This is a genomic window from Ruegeria sp. F5 (genome assembly GCF_056533845.1).
Window position 1 is genome coordinate 271576 of sequence record NZ_JBQFOU010000005.1, and the last position, 21925, is coordinate 293500.

25 protein-coding genes and 1 other RNA gene are annotated in these 21925 nt (G+C 61.8%); 8 read left to right on the plus strand and 18 right to left on the minus strand.

Going from position 1 to position 21925, the window contains the following annotated elements:
- The first annotated feature begins 2 nt into the window (after positions 1–2).
- Positions 3–1664 carry an FAD-binding dehydrogenase gene (locus tag ACR0K1_RS10215; RefSeq protein WP_480612865.1) on the plus strand — a complete coding sequence of 554 codons (1662 nt, stop codon included), beginning with the start codon at positions 3–5 and terminating at the stop codon, positions 1662–1664.
- Between the two features lie 10 nt (positions 1665–1674).
- On the opposite strand, the gene ACR0K1_RS10220 is transcribed toward ACR0K1_RS10215, so the two are convergent.
- From ACR0K1_RS10220 to ACR0K1_RS10230, 3 genes are all read right to left on the minus strand, one after another.
- Positions 1675–2127: an META domain-containing protein gene (locus ACR0K1_RS10220; RefSeq protein WP_480612863.1), complete on the minus strand. Its 453-nt coding sequence runs from the start codon at positions 2125–2127 to the stop codon at positions 1675–1677.
- 97 nt (positions 2128–2224) lie between these two features.
- On the minus strand, positions 2225–4003 hold the full coding sequence (locus ACR0K1_RS10225; RefSeq protein ID WP_480612862.1) for an SLC13 family permease: 1779 nt from the start codon (positions 4001–4003) through the stop codon (positions 2225–2227).
- 76 nt (positions 4004–4079) lie between these two features.
- Positions 4080–4892, minus strand: coding sequence for a TIGR00282 family metallophosphoesterase (locus ACR0K1_RS10230; protein WP_480612860.1), 813 nt, complete (start codon positions 4890–4892; stop codon positions 4080–4082).
- A 131-nt stretch (positions 4893–5023) separates the two neighbouring features.
- On the opposite strand from ACR0K1_RS10230, the gene ACR0K1_RS10235 reads away from it, so the two are divergent.
- Positions 5024–5254, plus strand: a complete 231-nt coding sequence (locus tag ACR0K1_RS10235; RefSeq protein WP_480612858.1) for a putative hemolysin — start codon at positions 5024–5026, stop codon at positions 5252–5254.
- Here the strand turns inward: ACR0K1_RS10235 and ACR0K1_RS10240 are convergent.
- Together ACR0K1_RS10240 and mgtE are read right to left on the minus strand one after the other, a co-directional pair.
- Positions 5251–5808 carry a 5-formyltetrahydrofolate cyclo-ligase gene (locus ACR0K1_RS10240; RefSeq protein WP_480612856.1) on the minus strand — a complete coding sequence of 186 codons (558 nt, stop codon included), beginning with the start codon at positions 5806–5808 and terminating at the stop codon, positions 5251–5253. The genes ACR0K1_RS10235 and ACR0K1_RS10240 overlap by 4 nt on opposite strands.
- Entirely contained in the window at positions 5805–7199 is a 1395-nt protein-coding gene (gene mgtE / locus ACR0K1_RS10245) for a magnesium transporter (RefSeq protein WP_480612855.1), read from the minus strand. Before mgtE ends, ACR0K1_RS10240 begins: the two co-directional genes overlap by 4 nt.
- Before the next feature lie 140 nt (positions 7200–7339).
- Here mgtE and guaD point away from each other — a divergent pair, with 140 nt between their 5' ends.
- Positions 7340–8626: a guanine deaminase gene (guaD, locus tag ACR0K1_RS10250; RefSeq protein ID WP_480612853.1), complete on the plus strand. Its 1287-nt coding sequence runs from the start codon at positions 7340–7342 to the stop codon at positions 8624–8626.
- Here guaD and ACR0K1_RS10255 read toward each other — a convergent pair.
- The 3 genes from ACR0K1_RS10255 to ACR0K1_RS10265 form a co-directional block, all read right to left on the minus strand.
- Positions 8623–9957: an 8-oxoguanine deaminase gene (locus tag ACR0K1_RS10255; RefSeq protein WP_480612851.1), complete on the minus strand. Its 1335-nt coding sequence runs from the start codon at positions 9955–9957 to the stop codon at positions 8623–8625. The genes guaD and ACR0K1_RS10255 overlap by 4 nt on opposite strands.
- Before the next feature lie 115 nt (positions 9958–10072).
- Complete coding sequence (gene hisN / locus ACR0K1_RS10260) at positions 10073–10864, minus strand: histidinol-phosphatase (RefSeq protein ID WP_480612849.1); 792 nt, start codon at positions 10862–10864, stop codon at positions 10073–10075.
- Between the two features lie 45 nt (positions 10865–10909).
- Entirely contained in the window at positions 10910–11281 is a 372-nt protein-coding gene (locus ACR0K1_RS10265; RefSeq protein WP_480612847.1) for a helix-turn-helix domain-containing protein, read from the minus strand.
- Between the two features lie 344 nt (positions 11282–11625).
- Here ACR0K1_RS10265 and ACR0K1_RS10270 point away from each other — a divergent pair, with 344 nt between their 5' ends.
- A complete protein-coding gene (locus ACR0K1_RS10270; RefSeq protein WP_480612845.1) occupies positions 11626–12582 on the plus strand; it encodes an NADPH:quinone oxidoreductase family protein in 957 nt (318 codons plus the stop codon).
- A gap of 6 nt (positions 12583–12588) precedes the next feature.
- Here ACR0K1_RS10270 and ACR0K1_RS10275 read toward each other — a convergent pair whose 3' ends face one another.
- Positions 12589–13467, minus strand: a complete 879-nt coding sequence (locus tag ACR0K1_RS10275; protein WP_480612843.1) for a LysR family transcriptional regulator — start codon at positions 13465–13467, stop codon at positions 12589–12591.
- 126 nt (positions 13468–13593) lie between these two features.
- On the opposite strand from ACR0K1_RS10275, the gene ACR0K1_RS10280 reads away from it, so the two are divergent.
- Together ACR0K1_RS10280 and ACR0K1_RS10285 are read left to right on the plus strand one after the other, a co-directional pair.
- Entirely contained in the window at positions 13594–13803 is a 210-nt protein-coding gene (locus ACR0K1_RS10280) for a DUF1127 domain-containing protein (protein WP_480612841.1), read from the plus strand.
- A gap of 183 nt (positions 13804–13986) precedes the next feature.
- Positions 13987–14724, plus strand: coding sequence for a Bax inhibitor-1/YccA family protein (locus tag ACR0K1_RS10285; protein WP_480612839.1), 738 nt, complete (start codon positions 13987–13989; stop codon positions 14722–14724).
- Positions 14725–14867: 143 nt separating this feature from the next.
- Here the strand turns inward: ACR0K1_RS10285 and ACR0K1_RS10290 are convergent, their stop codons facing one another.
- The 4 genes from ACR0K1_RS10290 to ACR0K1_RS10305 form a co-directional block, all read right to left on the minus strand.
- Complete coding sequence (locus tag ACR0K1_RS10290) at positions 14868–15374, minus strand: hypothetical protein (protein WP_480612838.1); 507 nt, start codon at positions 15372–15374, stop codon at positions 14868–14870.
- 219 nt (positions 15375–15593) lie between these two features.
- Positions 15594–15761, minus strand: coding sequence for a 50S ribosomal protein L33 (gene rpmG / locus ACR0K1_RS10295; protein WP_005630270.1), 168 nt, complete (start codon positions 15759–15761; stop codon positions 15594–15596).
- Between the two features lie 128 nt (positions 15762–15889).
- Positions 15890–16594, minus strand: a complete 705-nt coding sequence (locus tag ACR0K1_RS10300; protein ID WP_480612836.1) for a DUF533 domain-containing protein — start codon at positions 16592–16594, stop codon at positions 15890–15892.
- 24 nt (positions 16595–16618) lie between these two features.
- Entirely contained in the window at positions 16619–17023 is a 405-nt protein-coding gene (locus ACR0K1_RS10305) for a hypothetical protein (RefSeq protein ID WP_480612834.1), read from the minus strand.
- A 52-nt stretch (positions 17024–17075) separates the two neighbouring features.
- Here ACR0K1_RS10305 and ACR0K1_RS10310 point away from each other — a divergent pair, with 52 nt between their 5' ends.
- Complete coding sequence (locus tag ACR0K1_RS10310; RefSeq protein WP_480612832.1) at positions 17076–17408, plus strand: GYD domain-containing protein; 333 nt, start codon at positions 17076–17078, stop codon at positions 17406–17408.
- 9 nt (positions 17409–17417) lie between these two features.
- Here ACR0K1_RS10310 and rnpB read toward each other — a convergent pair.
- The 5 genes from rnpB to gatC all read right to left on the minus strand — a co-directional run bounded on the left by rnpB (position 17418) and on the right by gatC (position 21117).
- Positions 17418–17810: RNase P RNA component class A (gene rnpB / locus ACR0K1_RS10315), an RNA gene on the minus strand.
- A 124-nt stretch (positions 17811–17934) separates the two neighbouring features.
- Positions 17935–18645, minus strand: a complete 711-nt coding sequence (locus ACR0K1_RS10320; protein ID WP_480850438.1) for an N-acetylmuramoyl-L-alanine amidase — start codon at positions 18643–18645, stop codon at positions 17935–17937.
- Positions 18596–19300 (minus strand): hypothetical protein, encoded by a 705-nt coding sequence (locus ACR0K1_RS10325; protein ID WP_480612828.1) that lies wholly within the window; start codon positions 19298–19300, stop codon positions 18596–18598. The genes ACR0K1_RS10320 and ACR0K1_RS10325 overlap by 50 nt, the downstream gene beginning before the upstream one ends.
- A 38-nt stretch (positions 19301–19338) precedes the next feature.
- Positions 19339–20826 (minus strand): Asp-tRNA(Asn)/Glu-tRNA(Gln) amidotransferase subunit GatA, encoded by a 1488-nt coding sequence (gatA, locus tag ACR0K1_RS10330; protein ID WP_480612826.1) that lies wholly within the window; start codon positions 20824–20826, stop codon positions 19339–19341.
- 3 nt (positions 20827–20829) lie between these two features.
- Complete coding sequence (gene gatC / locus ACR0K1_RS10335; RefSeq protein WP_480612824.1) at positions 20830–21117, minus strand: Asp-tRNA(Asn)/Glu-tRNA(Gln) amidotransferase subunit GatC; 288 nt, start codon at positions 21115–21117, stop codon at positions 20830–20832.
- 240 nt (positions 21118–21357) lie between these two features.
- On the opposite strand from gatC, the gene ACR0K1_RS10340 reads away from it, so the two are divergent.
- Positions 21358–21921: a DUF4202 domain-containing protein gene (locus tag ACR0K1_RS10340; RefSeq protein ID WP_480850441.1), complete on the plus strand. Its 564-nt coding sequence runs from the start codon at positions 21358–21360 to the stop codon at positions 21919–21921.
- The last annotated feature ends 4 nt before the right edge of the window (positions 21922–21925 follow it).

Genomic DNA, 21925 nt, shown 5'->3' on the forward strand with positions numbered 1-21925 from the left:
CGATGACCGATAACACAGCAGACGCAATTGTGGTCGGCGGCGGCCTTGCCGGTCTGGCGGCCGCAGCGGAACTGGGGGATCGCGGCAAGCGCGTGATCGTCGTGGATCAGGAACCCGAGCATTTTCTGGGCGGGCAGGCCTTTTGGAGCCTCGGCGGGTTGTTCATGGTCGACACCCCTGAACAGCGCCGCATGGGCATCCGCGACAGCCATGATCTGGCCCTGCGCGACTGGATGGGCAGCGCACAGTTCGACCGGGACGAAGACACCTGGCCCCGCAAATGGGCGCAGGCCTATGTCGAATTCGCAGCTGGCGAGATGCGTCCGTGGCTGCATGAGATGGGTTTGCGCTGGTTCCCGGTCGTGGGCTGGGCCGAGCGCGGCGGGTCATTTGCCGACGGGCATGGCAACTCGGTCCCGCGGTTTCACATCACCTGGGGCACCGGGCCGGGCGTGCTGGAACATTTCATCCGCCGCGTGCAGGAACATGTCAGCGCCGGACTGATCCAGCTGAAGTTCCGCCATCAGGTCAGCCATATCATCATGCAGAACGGCGCAGCCAAGGGAGTGTCGGGCGAGGTGCTGGCCGACGACACCGCCCAGCGCGGCGGCAAGACCAACCGGGACGAGGTCGGCGAATTCGAAGTCTATGCGCCTTCGGTCATCGTCACTTCCGGTGGGATCGGCGGCAATTTCGAGATGGTGCGGAAAAACTGGCCACGCGAACGGCTGGGTGAGCCGCCAAAGGACATGGTGGCCGGGGTGCCGTTCCACGTCGATGGCCGCATGATCCCCATCAGTGAAAAGGCCGGCGGGCATGTGATCAACGGCGACCGCATGTGGCACTATACCGAGGGCGTGCGGAACTGGAATCCGATCTGGCCCGCGCATGGCATTCGCATCCTGCCCGGCCCCAGTTCGATGTGGTTCGATGCGCGCGGCAACCGTCTTACCCCGCCCTGCCTGCCGGGGTTCGACACGCTGGGCACACTGCGCGAGATTTTGAAAACCGGCTATGAATACAGCTGGTTCGTGCTGACCCAGAAGGTGATCAAAAAGGAATTCGCCCTGTCGGGGTCCGAACAGAACCCAGATTTCACATCCGGCAGCTGGACAGAGGTGATCCGCCAACGCGTCCTTTCAGGGTCCAAAGCGACGGGCCCGGTCGAGGCGTTCAAGGAAAAGGGTGAGGATTTCGTCGTCGCCAACACGCTGACCGAGCTTGTGAACGGCATGAACCATCTGGGCGGCGGCCTGATTGACGAGGCGCATCTGCGCGCCCAGATCGAGGCGCGGGATTCGCAGGTCGACAATCCGTTCTCGAAAGACGCGCAGATGATGGCGATTCTGGCCGCGCGCAACTACCGGGGCGACAAGCTGATACGGACCGCCAAACCGCATCGGTTCCTCGATCCGTCCAACGGCCCTCTGATCGCGGTCAAACTGCATGTGCTGACGCGCAAGACGCTGGGCGGGTTGCAGACCAACCTCGACAGCCAGATGATCGGCGAAGACGGCAAGGTCGTCCCCGGCCTGTTCGCCGCTGGCGAGGTCGCAGGCTTCGGCGGCGGCGGCTATCACGGCTACAACGCGCTCGAAGGCACGTTTCTGGGCGGTTGCATCTTTTCGGGTCGCAATGCGGGGCGGTCGCGGGCTGTGGCGTAACCGCCCCGTTTTATGGCAGCCGGACGAACTTCAGGATCGGCTCTCCGCCCTGATCCAGCATGACCAGACTGTCGCCTGCAACGGCATAGGTCTGCGCCCGCTGCAATGCATCAAAGAATTGCCGTTCCACCTGCTCGATCTCGGGCGGGCAGGCCATCAGGGTCGCGGCGATGTTCTCGGGGAAGCTGATCTGGTGACCCGACATCTCGACCTGGCCGGTAAAGCGGTTGCACCCTCCACTGCCGCCAAAGGCACCGCCGGTTTCAAAGGCAAGCTGCGGGAGTTTTTCGCCACTCACCACACCGCCATCAATGCCGATGGCGGACCATTTGGTGTTCTCCAACACAGCGGCATCCGGCGTCTGTGCCGGGTCGCTGTCGCTCTGCGCCATGCTGTGACTGCCCAACAGGGCCAACACAACGGCCCCTGCAACAATGGCCTGACCGATCTTTGGAAAAGGCATGATCCTGTCCTTTCACTTCAGACATTTGAAGAAAAGATTGGGGCAGAATCGCCATTTACAAGGCTGACGCCGGACAACCGGCAAATCCGCGCCGATGTTACAGCGGCCAGATGAACGGGATCAGCAACGAGGCCAGCAGCCCGACGGTCAGGTTCAGCGGGATACCGACCTTCATGAAATCGGTGAACCTGTACCCGCCCGGACCGTACACCATCATGTTGGTCTGATAGCCGATGGGCGTCGCGAACGAGGCCGAGGCCGCAACCATCACCGCAACGACCAGCGGGCGCGGATCAATCCCCACCGCCTGCGCCAGCCCGATGGCAATCGGCGTCACCACAACGGCAACCGCATTGTTCGAAACCAGCTCGGTCAGCACCGATGTCAGCAGATAGACCGCCCAGATAATCAGGAACGGCGGCAGCATGCTCAGACCGGGTGCAACCGCCTCGACAATCAGCATCACCGCGCCGGAACTGTCCAGCGCCGCGCCAATTGCCAGCATCGCGAAGATCAGTGCCAGCAGACGCCCTTCGACAAAGGAAAACGCCTCATCCGCGTCGATGCAGCGGGTCAGCAGAACCACAGCCACGGCCAGAATCGACAGCAACAGGATGGGTGCCACGCCCAGCGCCGCGAGGGCGACAATGCCCACAAGCGCGCCAATCGCAATCGGCGCATGGCTGCGGCGGAATGCACGGGCCGAGGGTTGGGTCACATCGACCATATCCATGTCGGCGGCCAGTTTCTGGATATCTGCCGGCGCGCCCTCCAACAGCAGCGTGTCGCCCACCCGGACCACCAGAGCGTCCAGCTGACGACCGATATTCTGGTTCCGCCGGTGAACCGCCAGAACATAAACACCGTACCGCCTGCGCAGACGCAGCGCGCCCAGCGTGCGCCCGACCATACGGCAACCGGGGGTGATCAGCACCTCGACCGTCTTGGTCTCAACGGCCGAGACCTGATCGACGCGTTTCAGTTCCTTGTTGGTCTGGAGGCTCAGCAGCTCGGTCATTTCGGTGCGCAGAACCACACGGTCGCCGAGTTTCAACGTCACGCCCTTCAGGTTCCGCCGCAACGACTCATCGCCCCGGATCACGTCGATCAAACGCACGCCGGGGCGTTTGAACAGTTGCACGCCGGTCACTTCGCGCCCGATCAGGTTGCTTTCGGGCGGGATCACGGCCTCGGTAAAGAATTTCATCCTGGACCGGTCGCTGAGCAGCGAGGCCATGCTGTCCCGGTCCGGCAGCAAACGCGGCGCGATGAAGCGCAGGTAGACCATCCCGTAGATGACCAGAGCGATGCCCAACGGCGTGACCTCGAAGATCGTAAAGGCTTGCATCCCCTGCGCGCGGGCCACACCGTCCACAAGCAGGTTCGTGGAGGTTCCGATCAGGGTCAGGGTCCCACCAAGAATGGCTGCGTAGCTCAGCGGGATCAGCAGTTTCGAGGCCGGGACATTCAGCGTCCGCGCGATCTGCACAAAGACCGGGATCATGACCACCACAACCGGCGTGTTCGACACCACCGCCGACGCAACCACGACAAAAGCCATCAGTAAGCCGATGGCGATGCGCGGGTTCACCTGCGCCTGTTTCTGTGCCGTGGACGTAAAGGCATCCAAAGCCCCGGTGCGCACAAGCGCCCCCATGATGATGAACATCGCGGCGATGGTCCAGGGCGCGGGGTTGGACAGCACCGCAAGGGCGCTTTGATAGGGCAGGATACCCGTGACCAGCATCAGGGACACGCCACCAATGGCCACCACCTCGGTCGGGTAGACCTCGCGCAGGAACATGATGAACATGCCCGCGACGATCATAAGCGCGAGAATTGCGCCGCCTGTGTCTGTCAGTGGAAGGAGTTGCATTCGTGGTATTCTGTCCGAACCCGGGCCCAAGCGCCTGACGGACAGTTTCCCGCATTGCGCGGGGCAGAGCAAGCCTTTACGGCCCCGCCTGTTCCAACCGCCCGCCAACGCGCACCATGTGCACGGATTTTGCGCTGCCGTCCTGATCGTTGGTCTCGACGAACACGCCGCTCAGCGTTGCCTCGCCATTTGCCGGGGTAAACCGCGCCTTGGGCATGCCGGTGATGAAACGGCGCATCGGCTCGACCTTGTCCATGCCGATGACCGAGTCATAGTCGCCGCACATCCCCGCATCGGTCAGATAGGCCGTACCGCCCGGCAAAATCTGAGCATCCGCCGTTGGCACATGGGTATGCGTGCCGACCACAAGGCTGGCGCGCTTGTCGCAATAATGGCCCATCGCCATCTTCTCGGACGTCGCCTCGCAATGCATATCCACAATGATCGCATCGGCCTGCCCGCTGCGCGGGTGGGATTTCAGGATCGGCTCGATGGAGGAGAACGGGTCGTCAAAGGGCCGTTTCATGAACACCTGACCCAGCACCTGAACCACCAGAACCTTGCGTCCGCCCGGCGCGGTGTACAGGCGGTGCCCCCGCCCCGGCGCGCCCTTGGCGAAATTCACCGGGCGCACGATGCGCGGTTCTTTCTCGATGAATTGCAGCATGTCCTTCTGGTCGAACGCGTGATCGCCCAGCGTCAGACAATCGGCCCCGGACTCCAGCAGCAGCTTGGCGTGGTCCCCCGTCAGCCCCATGCCGTTCGAGGCGTTTTCGCCATTGACCACAACAAAATCCAGCCGCCATTCGTCGCGCAGACGCGGCAAATGTTGCTGCACAGCCGCGCGCCCTGCCCGGCCCATGACGTCGCCAAGAAACAAAATCCTCATAATCGCGGTCCTATGGGGTGCGCACGGCAATAACAAGGCGGAACCGTGCAATTTCTACGCCGCGTAAGTCGCTTGCAATCACATGCAGAAATGCCAATCTGAACAAGAGCATTCCGGTCAGGAGTATTTGCATGAAAACCATCGCAGCAACCGCAATCGCCATTCTGGCAGGCTCAGCCGTTTCGGCAGAGAAAGCGACCAAAACCACGATGGCAAATCCGGCGGCCACCTTCTGCCTTGAAAACGGCGGAGAATACCAGATCCGTAAGAACGACGATGGCAGCGAATACGGCGTCTGCATCCTGCAGGACGGGTCCGAGGTCGACGCCTGGAACTATCTGCGCAGCCATTTTGAGAACTAGAACGTCAGCACCCGGCTTTCCGTGATGACCATGTCCAACGGCTGATCTGTCGGCTCCAGCGGCAGATCGTCTGCCTCTTGCGCGTCAAAGGCGAAACCGATGGCCAGCGTCGAGCGTTTGGCGCGCAGCCCCTCGAGCGTGCGGTCATAGAACCCGCCGCCATAGCCCAGCCTGCCGCCGCGCGGGTCAAAAGCCACCAGCGGCACGATCAGGATTTCCGGATCGAAATAGTCATCGACCTGTGGCACGCGGGCGCCGAAGGGGCCGTCTTTCAGCGCACCGTCCGGGGTCCAGCGGGAAAACCGCAGCGGCTGACCGGCTGCCTGAATCACGGGAACCCCGACCGGACCATAGGCCGAGGCCTCGGCCATTGCGGGCAGCGGGTCTATCTCGGTCCGGATCGGCATGTAGCCGGACAGGGGTACGCCGCGATAGCCCGCCAGCACTTCGGACAAACGCCCGGCCCCACCGGGCAGGCGTGCATCGAACGCGGCTTTGCGGCGGGCGAAGGCAGTTTTGCGCGCAGCGGCCTTGATTTCGGTGAGATCGGTCAAAGAAGCACCACAGTTGCAAGCCCCAGAAACAGGAAGAACCCCATGACGTCGGTCGTCGTCGTCACAAAGGTACCGGACGCAAGCGCCGGGTCAGCGCCCAGACGATCCAGTACCACAGGTACTACCGTTCCTACGAAGCCCGCGATGATCATGTTTACGACCAGTGCCGCCCCGATCACGACCCCAAGCAGCGGTGAATCAAACCAGAGCATCCCCACCGTTCCCAGCACGATGGCAAAACACAGGCCATTCAGCAGCCCGACCAGCAATTCCCGCCGGATCACACGCATCACGTTGGCAGGCGTCAGGTCGCGCGTTGCCAAAGCCCGCACCGCCACGGTCAGCGATTGCGTGCCGGCATTACCCCCCATCGACGCCACGATCGGCATCAGGATGGCCAGCGCCACCAGCTGATCAATCGACGCCTCGAACTGCGAAATCACCAACGAGGCGCAAATCGCCGTGCACAGGTTCACCGCCAGCCACGGCAAACGCCGCCGACTGGTTGCAGCCACACTGTCCGAGATCGAGCTTTCGTCGCTGACCCCCGCCAGACGCAGGATGTCTTCCTCGTGCTCTTCATCCAGCACGACCATCGCGTCATCGATAGTGATCACACCGACCAGACGGCCATCCGCATCGACCACCGGGGCCGAAATCAGGTGGTACTGGTTGAAGGCATAGGCCACATCCTCTTCGTCCTGATCAACGGGAATGACATGGAATTCCTCTTCCGCGATTTCGTGCAGCGGCACGTCGCGCCGGGTTGCCATCAGCTTGCCCAGCGGGATCTGCGCGACGGGTTTCAGGCGCGGGTCGACCAGAACGACATGATAGAACTGCTCGGGCAGATCGTCATTGGCGCGCATGAAATCAATGGCCTGCCCGACGGTCCAGTGCTCGGGCGACATGACGACCTCGCGCTGCATGAGACGCCCGGCAGAGTTTTCGGGGTAAGACAGCGCCTGTTCCGCCGCGATCCGCTCGGAATCCTCGAGCGCGTCCAGAATGGTTTCCTGCTGCGGCTCTTCCAGATCTTCCAGCAGGTCAACGACGTCGTCGCTTTCCATGTCACGCACGGCTTCGGCCAGAACGTCCGGTTTCAGAATGCCGATGACCTCTTCCCGGACGGCCTCGTCCAGTTCCGACAGGATATCGCCGTCGAATTCCTTGTCATACAGGCGGATCAGACGGCCCCGGTCATAGGGGTTGATCTGTTCCAGAAGGTCGGCGATGTCGGCCGCGTGCAGCGGCTCCATCAGCTCTATAAGCTTGTCGCGGTCCTCGACATCTACCGCGTACAGGATCGCCGCCACGGTCCGCCGGTCCAGCGCATAGACGTCTTCTTCACTGGCCGGGTCAGTTACGGGATCATCAATGCCGGTTGTCATGTGCTGCTCCCGTTTTCCTTGCCATTGGCCCCTAATTAGAAGAAGCAGCTACCGAAAAACAATGACAATGCGCCGATTTACCCACATCTTTCGCCCGCCTATGCTGCCAAGCGGTTCCAAACAGTCGGAGAACAGGGCACATGGCGCAAAAGACGCTTTTGAAAGGGCGCGTACTGAGTTTTGACGGATCGCCGTTCGACGGCGAACCCACCGATGCCGCCCGGACAAACGAGGCAGTCCTGATCGACGGCGGACGCATCGCGGATGTGGGCTCTGCCGACGCTCTGACCCGCGCGCATCCCGGGGCGCAGGTGCAGGATTGCGGCAACCGGCTGATCATGGCCGGGTTTGTCGATCCGCATGTGCACTACCCCCAGACCGCCATGATCGCCAGCTGGGGCAAGCGCCTGATCGACTGGCTGAACAGCTACACCTTCCCCGAAGAGATGAAGTTCGGCAATATCGACTACGCCACGGAAATCGCCAACCGGTATCTGGATCTGACCGCGTCACATGGCACCACGACCATGTGCAGCTTCTGCACGATCCATCCCGAAAGCGTCGATGCGTTTTTTACGGTGGCGCAACAGCGCGGCCAGCGTGTTGTGGCGGGCAAAACCTGCATGGACCGCAACGCGCCCGAGGGCCTGCGCGACACCGCCCAGACCGCCTATGACCAATCCGGGACCCTGCTGGAAAAATGGCACCGCGTCGACCGGCTGTCCTACGCCATCACGCCTAGGTTTTCGCCCACCTCTACGCCGGAACAGCTTGAGGCGATGGGCGCACTTTGGGCCGAGCATCCCCATTGCCTGATGCAAACGCACCTGAGCGAGCAAACGGATGAGATCGAATGGGTCCGGTCCCTGTTCCCGGACGCCCGCGACTATCTGGACACCTATGAGAAATTCGGCCTGTTGGGTCAAAACGGCCTTTATGGCCACGTGATCCATCTTGAAGACCGTGAGCGGGATCGTCTGCGCGAGGTGGATGCGGCGCTGATCCATTGCCCCACGTCGAACACCTTCATCGGCTCAGGCCTGTTCGACATGAACGGCCTGATCCATGACGGCCACCGCGTCGGTCTGGCCACCGATACCGGCGGCGGGTCCAGCTTTTCGATGCTGCGCACGATGGCCGCCGCCTATGAGATCGGGCAGCTACGCGGCCGTCCGCTGCACCCGGCGCAATTGCTGTGGCTGGGCACTGTCGGTTCTGCCCGCACCCTGCGGATGGAGGATAGCATCGGCAATATCGCCCCGGGGATGGAGGCTGATCTGGTGGTCCTCGACCTTGCCTCGACCCCCGACATCGCCCAGCGCGAAGCCCATGCCGAGACCCTGTGGGAGGCGGTGTTCCCGACCATCATGATGGGCGATGATCGCGCAATCTCGCAGGTCTGGATCAACGGCCAGCAGGCGGCTTAAGCCTGCAAGGCCCGCGCCAGCGCGTTTTGCCGCTCTACCGCTCGGGGCAGGTCGATCGTCGTGATCTGACCGTCCCGCACGATCTGCCGCCCTTCGACAAACAGGTGTTTCACCTTCATCGGCCCCGCCAGAAGCAGCGCGGCAGGATCCCAACTGCCCGCACTTTCGATGCTGCGCGTATCCCAGACCGCGATGTCGGCGCGTTTTCCCGGCGCCAGCCGTCCGCAATCCGGCCGGCCCAGCACATCGGCACCGCCACGGGTCGCAATCTCCAACGCTTCGCGGGCTGACATTGCGTCGGCCCCGTTTGAGACCCGCTGCAGCAGCATCGCCTGCCGCGCCTCCAGCATCAGGTTGCCGTTGTCGTTGCTGGCCGACCCATCGGCCCCCAACCCAACCTTCACGCCGCTGTCCCGCATGGCCCGCACCGGCGCAATGCCGGACCCCAGACGGCAGTTCGAACAGGGGCAATGCGCCACGCCAGTTCTGGTGTCGGCGAACAGGTCGATCTCGACCCCGTCCAGCTTGACGCAATGGGCGTGCCAAACATCGGGGCCGGTCCAGCCCAGATCCTCGGCATACTGGCCGGGGCGGCAGCCGAACTGCGCCTCGGAATAGGCAATATCCTCATCGTTTTCGGCCAGATGCGTGTGCAGCATCACCCCCTTGTCGCGCGCCAGCAGCGCCGCGTCCCGCATCAGCTCGCGGCTGACCGAAAATGGGGAACAGGGGGCCAGACCCACCCGGCACATCGACCCTTCGGCGGGATCGTGAAAGGCATCCACCACGCGGATCATATCGTTCAGAATATCCTCTTCCGCCTCGACCAGACTGTCCGGCGGCAGGCCTCCGGCGCTTTCACCGATGCTCATCGCGCCACGGGTGGGATGAAACCGCAGCCCCAGTTCCCCCGCAGCGTTGATCGTATCCTCGAGCCGCGCACCGTTGGGATAGAGGTAGAGGTGGTCGGAACTCAGGCTACAGCCGGACAGGGCCAATTCCGCCAATCCGATCTGGGCTGAGGTGAACATCTCATCCGGCCCGAACCGCGCCCAGATCGGATAGAGCGTCTGCAACCAGCCGAACAGCAGCGCGTCCTGCCCGCCCGGAACCGCGCGCGTCAGCGTTTGGTAGAGGTGATGATGGGTGTTCACCAGCCCCGGTGTCACCACGCAGCCCGACGCATCATGGGTTTCCCCCGTGGTCGTCAAACCAGCGCCGATCTGCGCGATCTGCTCATCGCGGATCAGGACATCCGCACCGGACAGTTCGCGCCGCGCGTCATCCATCGTCAGGACGTAATCGGCGTTTTTGATCAGAATTTCAGACATGTGTGCCCTCCTGCATCTGCCCGTCTCATGCAAGGAGTGCGCAGGCCGGCGGAAAACGGGCTCAAGAACCGACCGGGTAATTTCTACCCGCCCGGCCCCGTTTCGGCAACAGATTTCAGAAGCGGCGCAGAATCTCCAGCGCGGCGGCGTGGATCTCCGGGTTGGCTGCGGCCAGGGCGCGTCCGCCGTTATGGGCGGGACCGCCCTGCCAATCGGTAACAACACCGCCTGCCGCCTGAATGACAGCGATGGGGGCCTGAATGTCATAGGCGTTCAGCCCGGCCTCGATCACCAGATCGATCTGGCCCGCGGCCAGCAGTGCATAGGCGTAACAATCCAAGCCATAACGCGTCAGTTTCACCTGTTCGGAAACAGCCCGGAAGCCTGCGCCTTCTTCGGGCGTGCCGACCTCGGGGAAAGTGGTGAACAGGATGGCCTGATCCAGCGTCCTTGTGGCGCGCGTTTTCAGTTGGCTCGTGCCTAGCGGGCCGGTGACCTGTGCCACATCCGGCGTGCCCACAAACCGCTCACCGATATAGGGCTGATCGATCACCCCCATGACCGGGCCATCCTGTTCGGAAAGCGCAATAAGTACGCCCCAACTGGCAGTCCCGCTGATAAAGGCGCGGGTTCCGTCAATCGGGTCCAGTACCCAGGTACGCCCGCTGCTGCCCTGACTATGGCCAAACTCTTCGCCAAAGATGCCGTCATCCGGGCGATGGCGGGCCAAGACCGCGCGCATGGCCTGTTCCGCGCTGCGATCAGCCACGGTGACGGGATCGAACCCGTCGGCCAGTTTGTTGGAGGTTTCAAGATTGCTCTGCCGGAAATACGGAAGAATGGCCGCGCGCGCTGCGTCGGCCATTTCCTCGGCTATTTCCAGATCACTTAATGGGCTCTGTTGCATACGCCACCCGTGCGGCCTGCGCCCTGCAGTGTCAAGGAGTTACTGTCACGCGACGTCGCTGAGAACCCGCGCCAGCTCAAACAGGCGGCGGCGCTGATTTTCCGGGATCGCGTAGTACGACCGAACCAGATCCAGCGCCTCTTTATCCCCCATCAGGTCGGCTGGCACCGACTTTTTGTCCGAATCGCTTTTTGACGATTCTTCCAGCCCCTCGAAGAAAAAGCTGACCGGAACGTCCAATGCCTCGGCAATGTCCCACAGGCGCGATGCGCTGATCCGGTTGGCACCTGTTTCGTATTTCTGGATTTGTTGAAACTTGATACCAACTTGCTGCGCCAACTGCTGCTGGGTCATGCCAATCAGCCAGCGGCGATGCCGGACGCGCTTGCCCACATGGACATCGACGTGATGGGTCATTGGTATTCTCCTTTACTACCTAAACATCTGTACGGGAATGCGCGACGTCCGTGATCGCAACCTTAGCGAGATGCCGTTAACCACTCACTAATCCGGACCGTACCGCCCCCCGAAACAGCACTAAGGACGTATAATGCCTCTTTTTGATTTTTTTTCAAGCTGGTTGAATCGCTTCCAATGAACTGAGGTTTAGGGTTGTGTCGCATTGAAACACCATCCCGTTTGCGTGCACGCGCGTGGGAGTTGGCGCTGACAGAGCCTCTGTCCGGAACGGGCCGCGGCTTATGTGTTGACAATGTTGCCCCGCCACGTCCCCATGCCCCAAAAAAGAACGGAGCGCCCAGATGCTGGCTTATCGCATAAACTCCCCGGAAGCGGGTCCAGAGCTATGTGACATTGGGGTCCCCATGCCTGATCGGGGGCAGGTGCGGATTGCAATTCGGGCCTGCGGGCTGAACTTCGCAGACCTGCTGATGCAGAAAGGCACGTATCAGGACGCCCCGCCCGCCCCCTTTACCCAAGGCATGGAGGTCGCGGGTATCGTCGACGCGGTTGGCCCCGATGTCACCCATCTGACCCAAGGCGACCGGGTTGCGGTCTATTGCGGACAGGGCGGGCTGGCGGAATATGGTGTCTTCGACGCCAGCCGGGTGATCCCCCTGCCCGATTCGACCAGTTTCGAAGACGCCGCCGCCATTCAGATTGCCTATGGCACCAGCCATATCGCGCTGGATCACCGGGCCCGGCTGCAACCGGGTGAAACGCTTCTGGTCACCGGCGCGGCGGGCGGCGTGGGATTGACGGCGGTTGAGATCGGCAAGCTGATGGGGGCCACCGTGATTGCGCAGGCGCGCGGTGAAGACAAGCTGGCGGTTGCCAAGACCGCCGGTGCGGATCACCTGATCGACAACTCGGATGACCTGCGCGCGCGGGTCAAAGCCTTGGGCGGCGCGGATGTCGTCTATGACGCCATCGGCGGCGACGTGTTCAAGGCCGCCTTTCGCGCCACCAACCCCGAAGGGCGTCTGCTGCCCATCGGGTTCGCGGGCGGGGACGTGCCGCAGATACCCGCCAATCACCTGCTGGTCAAAAACCTGACAGTGATCGGCTTTTACATCGGCGGCTATCTGAATTTCCGTCCCCAGATCGTGCAGGAGAGTTTCCAGACCCTGTTTCGCTGGCACGCCGAGGGCAGAATCACCCCCCATATCAGCCACGTGCTGCCCCTGCGCGAAGTCGAACAGGGCATGCAGCTGTTGAAAGAGCGGAAATCGACCGGAAAAATCGTGATTACGCCCTGACGACGATCACCCGACGGCCCGAAGCTGCCCGCCACCCAACAAACGGAAGTTCTGCCGCACCAGCGCGGCCAAAGCCTCGACCACCGCGTCGCGGCCGGGTTTTCCACCGTAAAGATTGATCACATGCCCCGGCAATTCGGGCAGAACGCCGCCCGAGTCGATCTGTTCCAGATGCGCGGCCTCGGTGCCGTCGAGCGCCGCATAGACGGCCAGATCGGCGCTGACCGTGGCTTCGATGGTCCGGTCGTTTTCTGTTTCGACCGACAACTCCCACGGAACCCCGGCCTCATCCAGCGCCGCGATCACCTGCGGGCGGAACATGCAACGCCGCCCCAAGGCAATCGGTATCGGCCGTTTGCGCCATGCCGACCCGCCCGGAGCGCCGATCCAGCGCAGGGGCAGTTTCGCTATCGTCTCTGCTTCATCATTCGCCGTGGCTTCGGTGGTCAGGATCAAGTCGCATTCGCCGCGCTTGTACATGTCCTTCAGTTGCAGCGAGTAGGACGAAATAAGATGCACCCGCACCCGCGGGAAATCCGCGTTGAAGCGCTGCAACACCCGCGGAACCGCCGGGTACACGATGTCATGCGGCACGCCCAGCACCACCTCGCCCTCGAAGGCCTGATCGGTAAGTTTCGAAATCACCTCATCATTCAGCGCAATCATGCGCCGCGCGTAGGCCAGCAACTGCTCGCCCGAGGCGGTCAGCGCGATGGTCCGGCCACTGCGATCCAGCAATTCCAGATCCAGCAGTTCCTCGAGCCGTTTGAGCTGCATCGAAACCGCCGACTGCGTCAGGTGCAAAAAACCCGCCGCCCGCGTGACGCCGCCCTGATCCGCCACAGCCACGAAAGAGCGCAAGGTGGTGATGTCCAGATTTCGCATCTTCACGATTCCTTATGCATGTCATCAAAAATATTCGTTTTTAAAATATGTCATAGCGCCTCATATATATCAAGGAACTTGATGGCATTCAGAAAAACCATCTCAAACGCAGAAAGGACAATTGCTATGACACAAATTGCAATCCATCGCCCCGGCAAACCGGCGAAACGGTCCGGTCTGAACCTGATCAAGCACGCGTTTTCGGTTCTGCGGCAGCGCCGCCACCTGGCCCGGCTGGACGACCGCGCGCTGAAAGACATCGGCGTAACCCGCGCAGAGGTCGAGGCCGAGCTTCGGCGGCCGGTTTGGGATGCCCCTCAATTCTGGCAGAAATAGCGGAAAATCAGACCCGTAGCGCAGAAATGGCGGCCTGTGGACACAGGTCGCCATTTTTGTTGCGTATTTTAGTCGGTTTTGGCCCGGAAACTCTTGAAACACCGCCTGCAGTTGCCGATATTTGCAGGGAAAGCGCCCGGCGTCGCCGAGGCGTACTAAAAATATGTGAAGGGAGACCCTTTGATGGCACAATTCGACACGATCCGGACGGCATCCGGCGCGCGCGCCGCCGAGATTGATGAGGGCCTGCGCGCCCATATGAACAAAGTCTACGGTACAATGTCCGTGGGCATGCTGATCACATTTGCCGTGGCCTGGGCCGTTGGCTCCAGCCCGCAATTGCTGTCGGTATTCCGTGACCCGGTCACGCTAAGCCCGAACATTCTGGGCTGGATCATCATGTTTGCCCCGCTGGCCATGGTGTTTGGCTTCGGTGCCGCGATCAACCGCCTGAGCGCGGCTGGCGCGCAGCTGTTCTTCTACGTCTTCGCTGCGGTCATGGGCCTGTCGCTGAGCTGGATTTTCGTGGCCTTCACCGGCATCTCGATCGCTCAGGTCTTTCTGGTGACCTCGATCGCTTTTGCGGGTCTGTCGCTTTACGGTTACGTGACCAAGAAAGACCTGTCGGGCATGGGCACGTTCCTGATGATGGGCGTGATCGGTCTGATTGTGGCGATGATCATCAACCTGTTCCTGCAGTCGCCTGCGATCATGTTCGCCGTGTCCATTCTGGGCGTGCTGATCTTTGCCGGTTTGACCGCCTATGACACGCAGAAGATCAAGACCACCTATCTGCAGATGGCACATGCCGGCGATCAGGAATGGCTGGGCAAAGCCGCCATCATGGGCGCGCTGAACCTGTACCTGGACTTCATCAACATGTTCATGTTCCTGCTGCAACTGCTGGGCAACCGCGAGTAACGCGGGACATTCATAAAGCTGCCAAAGGGCGGGTCAGGCGTGACCCGCCCTTTTCTTTTGGGCATCGTGGACCAAGGAACTATCAAAAAGAAAAAGCCCCCGCCGATATCGGCGAGGGCGTTTTCAGAAAACTTCAGTTCGTGTCAGCTACAATTCAGCGGCACCGCAAAGCCCGAGCTGCGATCGGAACCGCCTTTGCGGAACACGTCGCCTGCAGCCAGACAGCCGGTGAATCGCTCGGTCTCTTCGCCAAAAATCGCGCCGATGGAATTGTCGACCCGGGTGCTGTTGTTCAGCGTGCGCAGCACCCCGTACAGCGAGCCGTTGACGCTGACCGTGCTCAGAAACAGGGTGGTGTCGCTGCCGGACAGCGGAACCGCGCTGGAATCCGTGCGTCCGCCATTGTCGATGGCCACGCTTGCCAGTTTCGCCGGATCAACCTCGTCCGACAGAACGTTGATGGTGGGCAGCAAGGCCAGTTCCGCGGGGATGTTCACCTCGGGCGGGACAAAGGCCACAGCGCCTTGCACATCGGAAATGGTGCGCGGTTCGCCATCAATTCCGGTAAATCCGACGCCTTCCCGGTTGAACGGGTCCTCACAGGCTGCAAGGCTCAGAACGACAACTGTGGATAACAAGATTTTTTTCATGGCGGTCAACATTTTGTGGCGGGTTGCTGAACCGTACTGGCAGCGAGTTGCAAAAAGCAAGCCACCCGCGGACCGATTGCGCCCGGCGCTGATGCGCCCATGCAACGGACAGATGCACGCCTGAGCCGGCGAACAGCCGTAGCGCGACCGGCAATGGCGCAACGAAAAAGGGCTCTGCCAAGGCAGAACCCTTTTTCAATATTCGATGGATAAGGCAGATTACTTGATCTTGCCTTCTTTGTACTCGACATGCTTCCGAGCAACCGGATCGTATTTACGAACGGTCATTTTCTCGGTCATGGTGCGTGCGTTTTTCTTGGTCACGTAGAAGTGGCCCGTGCCCGCGGTCGAGTTCAGACGGATCTTGATTGTCGTCGGCTTCGCCATGGTTATCTCCTGCGTCCGAAAAGGCAGGGGCCTTTCGGTTGAATTCCTATGAGCGTGCGCTTTTACGCGCTGCACCGCCCATGTCAAGGGCAATCGTGCCCGCGAAACCGGCGGGCGCGAAACTGGCCTCAGCCAGACAGGGTTGGAGCCCCCATATAGGTATGGATTTTGTCCCGCTCGGCATCTGACAGGCCCAAAGCGGTGGCCAGTTGCTTCAGATAAGCGGCCTCACGCGCGTTATCCAGACGAATCGCTGCCAACGAGGTTGCGTAGATCTGGGTTTTCAGAGGGGACCCGGCATCCGCCGCCAAACCCATCACATCAATCGGCGCATCCAGCTGTTCCTGAACGAAGGCGCGTTTTTCATCGCTGATATCGTCGCCCAGCTCACCGAGGATGGTTTCCTTTTCATGCTGGTCCAGTTCCCCATCGGCCTTGGCCGCCTGAATCATGGCGCGCAGCATCAGTTTGGCCTGTTCCTCCATCACGGCACCGCCGGGGGTTCCGCCGAATACCGTCTCCATCATGTCCAGTGTCTGCCGGCTGCCGGTCTTGGCCGCGCCCTGCATGGCATTCATCAGCCCGCCCAGCCCGGCGGCCCCGGCCGGGTTGGCCATGCCGAACTTTCCCATCATCTCTTGCAGGCCAGCGGCACCGCCGGGCATGCCGAACTGCTCGGCCATCTTGCCAAGCTGATCCATGCCAAAGCCGCCACCGCCCCCCTGCATCATGTCCTGCAGGCCGGCCATACCGCCCATCTGCTTGTATTTTTCCAGCCCCTTTGCGGCGGCAAATCCTACGGCGACCGAGGCCAGTGCTTTCATGAAACTCATTTTGTCCTCCCAATGAATTCTGTGTCAGTTGCCTGAAAAGGTAACACCTGAATGAATTCTGAGAAACCACGCGCTGATCCGGGCTGGGAACCACACCACCAGAGGGATTTGCTGCCCAGGCCCCAGATCACCCTTGGCTTGCAAATTGGTGGGTTCAATTGAACAGATCACGGTTTCGTGATATGTCTGCGCGTTATTCCATTGGGCCAGACGGGCTCGATCTTCGAGGCACCGGAAACAGGCATCACCCTCTGTCGGCAGAGTTTTTGCGCATGGCGTTTTAAAGGGGGGCGTTTTGGTCAACGAAAAAACCGGCAAGATCGTAATGTTGTTTGCCCATACCGTGGGGATTGGGAATTGCTGATCTGTGGCATGGTTCAGGTCGCGGACGATTGAGATACGGCGCGTTTCGGCACCCGTAAAGGCCAAGGGACCGGCCGAATTACAGGTCCTCTGTCAAATTGCGTAACAGGAGGTATCTATGCCCATTTTCATCACTTATGCGTCCTATTCTCAGGAAGGTGTCCGGGGCATGCTGAAAAAGCCCAAGGACCGGACCGGACCCGTCAGGGCGTTGCTAAAGAAGGTCGGCGGCAAGCTTTTGGCGTTTTACATGACCACCGGAGACAACGACGTTGTTGTCATTAGCGAGGCACCGGACGGGACCGATGCAGTGGCGATTGGCATGGCCGTTGCGGCCTCGGGGGCTGTATCGAATGTGCAGACGGTGCGTGCGTGGAAGGCGAAGGACTTTGTTGCCATCACCAAGAAGGCCGCGAAACTGACCGGCGCATATACACCGCCGGGCCAGTGAACTGCTGATACGCGCGGAGAGCCTGTAAGCCGGATCCTGTTCCGGGGGCTTGCCCCTTCGATGACCATTCCTCTGGGCCGTGCATTGCTGCGCGGCTCAAGCTGCCAACCCGGTCCCTCTGGGCCAAGACAGGCTTAGCGGCGGTATCGGCTTGCACCGACCGGCCCGCGCGGGGACCCTATTTGGCATTGCTCCCGGTGGGGCTTGCCGTGCCGCCGCTGTTGCCAGCGGCGCGGTGGGCTCTTACCCCACCGTTTCACCCTTACCACACACGTGTGGCGGTCTGATTTCTGTGGCGCTTTCCGTCGGGTTGCCCCGCCCGGGCGTTACCCGGCACCGTTGTCTTGTGGAGTCCGGACTTTCCTCTCGGGCCAAGGCCCAAGCGGCCATCCGGCCCTCCGCGCAGGCGTTGGGTAGGCTTTGGGCCCGGCGGCGTCAAGGGTGGATAGCACGCAGAAGGGGCCAGCCCCTTCTTGGCCTGCGGCCAATTCAACCCCGGGATATTTTCGGACAGATGAAGAGCGGATCAGGTTTTGGCAGTGAGCGGGGCGAAATCAGAGGGGTCCAGCGGGCCTTTGCCCCAAGGGCGATACCTAAGCCGGACCGTCGCGAGCAGAGTGTCATCGTCGGTGTCGGCAGTGAAACCTGCGTCGCGGGCCAGTGCGCGGAATTGGTCCATCGACGGGGCCTGCGAGGTTTCGCTGTCTCCGCGCGGGGCGGCGAGGCCCTGATGTTCCAGCCGCTGCCAGTCGAACCGGGGGCCGGGGTCGAATTTGCGGCCCGGAGCCATATCGGAATGGCCGATCACGCCTGAGGGCGCGATGGACCAGCGTGTCATGATGGAGAACAGCAGGTGTTCCAACCGTGCCATCTGCGGCTGTGAAAACGGGTGATCGCCGCGGTTATCCAACTCGATCCCGATGGAGCGGGAATTGATGTCGGTCTGGCCGTGCCATTCCCCGGCCCCGGCGTGCCAGGCCCGGTCTTTTTCGCGCACCATCTGCCACAGGGTGCCGTCTGCGCCGATCAGGTAGTGGGCCGAAACCTCGGCCCTCGGATCACACAAACGGTCCAGCGCGGCCTGCGCGCTGTTCATCGCGGTGTAGTGGATTACCACAAGTGAGGGCCTCAGCCCATCCCGACGCGGACCGAAATTGGGTGACGGGTGCCAGATCGGCGAATGCGGGTCAGTTGCTGATGGCACTGCGGAACGGGCTCGGATCCCAGCCGCAGGCATAACCATCGCCATCCGGATCAAGACCTTTGCGGTCGCGCTGCGGGCCGCCACTCGACAGGAACTCGATCTGGGCTTGGTCCGGCGAGGGGAAGCGGGCGCAGTTCCGTTGGGCCTTGGCCTGCAGATTGAAACCGGCGCGGCTGTAAAGCTGGGTGCCCACCGGGTTTGACGTGTTCAGCGCGTATTGCACGATGTTGGGTTGCCCGTCGGACCCGCGTTCCGGCACGGCGGTGGGCGCAACAACCTCGTAGGTCTGGCGGTTCTGCTCGATCCGGGCGGCATCGGATTCGATGCTGCGGCGTTCGGATACGGCTGCAAAGTCCTGTTCGTCGGAAATTGCGGTGTTGGTGGGGGCAGCCACCGGCACCGTCGCCTGCCCGGATGTGCTGGCCAGAGCGGCGGCGGTCTGGTTTGCCAGATCCGCATTCTCACCCGTTGCGGGCGGCAGGGTCGAGACTGAGCCCGGTGCGCCCAGAGGTTCCTGCGACACGGCCACGGGCGACAGCAGAGGATTGCCTCCGACCCCCTGCCCGGCCAATTGTGCCTCGCGCTGAGCCCGGTATTCCGGCGTGTTGAACCCGGGATTGCTGACCGGCGCGACCGTATTGCAGGCAGCGACAAGGGCGACGGCTGGGACCAGATGCTTAAACCGCATTCATCGGCTCCGTTTCAGTTCTGTGCGTTGCCCGAGGCTTACCACCATTTCCCGGGCTTGGCCACAAACCCGGCCGCGCTTTCCAGCGCATAGGCGGTGTTGAGCAGATCGCCTTCGTCCCAGGGCCGTCCGATCAGTTGCAGGCCCAGCGGCAGGCCCTGCTTGTCCAGCCCTGCGGGTACCGAAATACCGGGCAGACCCGCCAGGTTGACAGTCACTGTGAAGACGTCGTTCAGGTACATCTGCACCGGATCGGCCTCGGTCATTTCACCCAGTCCGAAGGACGCCGAGGGCGTGGCCGGGGTCAGGATGGCGTCGACGCCTGCGGCGAAGACATCTTCGAAGTCTTTCTTGATCAGGGTGCGGACCTTACGGGCGCGGTTATAGTAGGCGTCGTAGAAGCCCGCCGAAAGCACATAGGTGCCGATCATCACGCGGCGCTGGACTTCGTGTCCGAAGCCTTCGGCACGGGTTTTCTCGTACATCTCGGTGATGCCGTCGCCCTGCGCCAGCTGCGCGCGGCGGCCATAGCGGACACCGTCATAGCGGGCGAGGTTCGAGGACGCCTCGGCCGGTGCGATCACGTAGTACGCAGGCAGCGCGTATTTGGTGTGCGGCAACGAGATGTCGACGATCTCGGCGCCCGCCGCTTTCAGCATTTCGGCCCCGTCGGCCCACAGCTTTTCGATCTCGGCGGGCATGCCGTCCATGCGGTATTCCTTGGGGATACCGATCTTCTTTCCCCTGATGTCACCGGTCAGCATCGCTTCGAAATTCGGGACGGCCAGTTCGGCACTGGTAGAATCCTTGGGGTCGTGACCGCACATGGTTTCCAGCATGATCGCCGCGTCGCGGACGTTCTTGGTCATCGGGCCGGCCTGATCCAGCGACGAGGCGAAGGCGACGATGCCCCAGCGTGAGCAGCGGCCATAGGTGGGCTTGATGCCGGTGATGCCGACAAAGGCGGCAGGCTGACGGATCGAGCCGCCGGTATCGGTGCCGGTTGCGGCCAGACACAGATCGGCAGATACAGCCGAAGCCGAACCGCCGGACGAGCCGCCCGGTGTCAGTTGCGCATCGTCATTGCCGCGCCGCCACGGGCTGACGGCATTGCCGTAAGTCGAGGTTTCGTTGCTGCTCCCCATGGCGAATTCGTCCATGTTCAGCTTGCCCAGCATCACCGCACCGGCATCGGCCAGTTGCTGCGACACGGTGGATTCGTATTCGGGCTTGAAGCCTTCCAGAATTTTTGATGCTGCCTGCGAGGGCACGCCCTTGGTGCAGAACAGATCCTTGATGCCGATCGGCAGGCCGCACATCGACGGCGCGTCGCCCGCCTTGATCCGTTCGTCCGCAGCCTTGGCGCGTTCCAGCGCGATCTCGGGTGTTTTGTGGACAAAGGCGTTCAGCGCGTCGGCCTCATCAATCGCTTTCAGGCAGGATTCGGTCAGCTCGACCGAGGTCACATCACCCTTGCGCAGCGCGTCGCGGGCCTCGGCCAAGCCCAGTTTGTTAAGATCGCTCATGTCTTACTCCACCACTTTGGGAACAGCGAAGAACCCTTCGCGCGCGTCGGGGGCGTTGGCCAGAACCTTGTCCTGCTGGTTGCCGTCGGTGACCACATCCTGACGCCGTTTCAGGCGCATCGGCTCGACCGAGACCATCGGTTCGACACCATCCACATCCACCTCATTGAGTTGCTCAATGAACCCAAGGATATTGTTGAACTCGGACGCCAGCGCGGGCAGCGCGTCATCCTCGACCTTGATCCGGGCCAGTTTGGCCACCTTGGCGGCGGTGCTTTGGTCAATCGACATCGGAAAACCTCATATACGCTTACGGGGGCGTTTACCCGTCTGCCGCACCGGTCGCAAGACCGCTATGCTATGGGCCCCGCCGCTGCGTTGAATTCGGATTGGTTCCGCGGCCCTTTTGCCGGGTTCAGCCCCCGGGGTTTCTGGCAATTCGGTGCTGCACTTGCCGCCGCCACCCGCTACGATGCTCTTGAATTTCAACCGGACCGCACCGCAGGTCCGGCAAGCCAACGGAGTTAAGCAATGAGCGCGCAAAAGCAAGCAGTTCTGGACGCGATTGATGCGGCCAACCAAAAAGACCCCTCGGTCGAAGACGGCCAGCCTGCCAACCTGCTCTACGGTCAGCGCATGAGTGCCGAGTTGGACCGCCTGTTCCCCGAGGCGTCGGACCCGCTGCAGATCGCCGCGCGCGGACAGCATGTGGAACGCTGGAAACTGGCGCGCAGCGAATACCCCGAAGGACGCGCCGGTTATCTGGCATGGCGGCGGGCGCAGGGCGTGCATCATGCCGAGGTGGTGATGGGGATGATGGGCAATGCCGGGTATTCCGACGACGATGTTCAGGCGACAGGCCGGATGCTGCGCAAGGAGGGGATCAAACGGGACCCCGATGTGCAGGCTTTGGAAGACGTGATCTGCTTTGTGTATCTGAAATGGTACTTTGCACCCTTTGCCGAGAAACACTCGGCCGAAAAGATCCAGAGCATCGTTGAAAAAACCGCCCGAAAGATGTCGGCGGACGGGCGGGCGCGGGTGCTGGCGGAGTTCGATTTGCCGCAGGACCTCGCCGCCGCGTTTGAAAACTGACGCG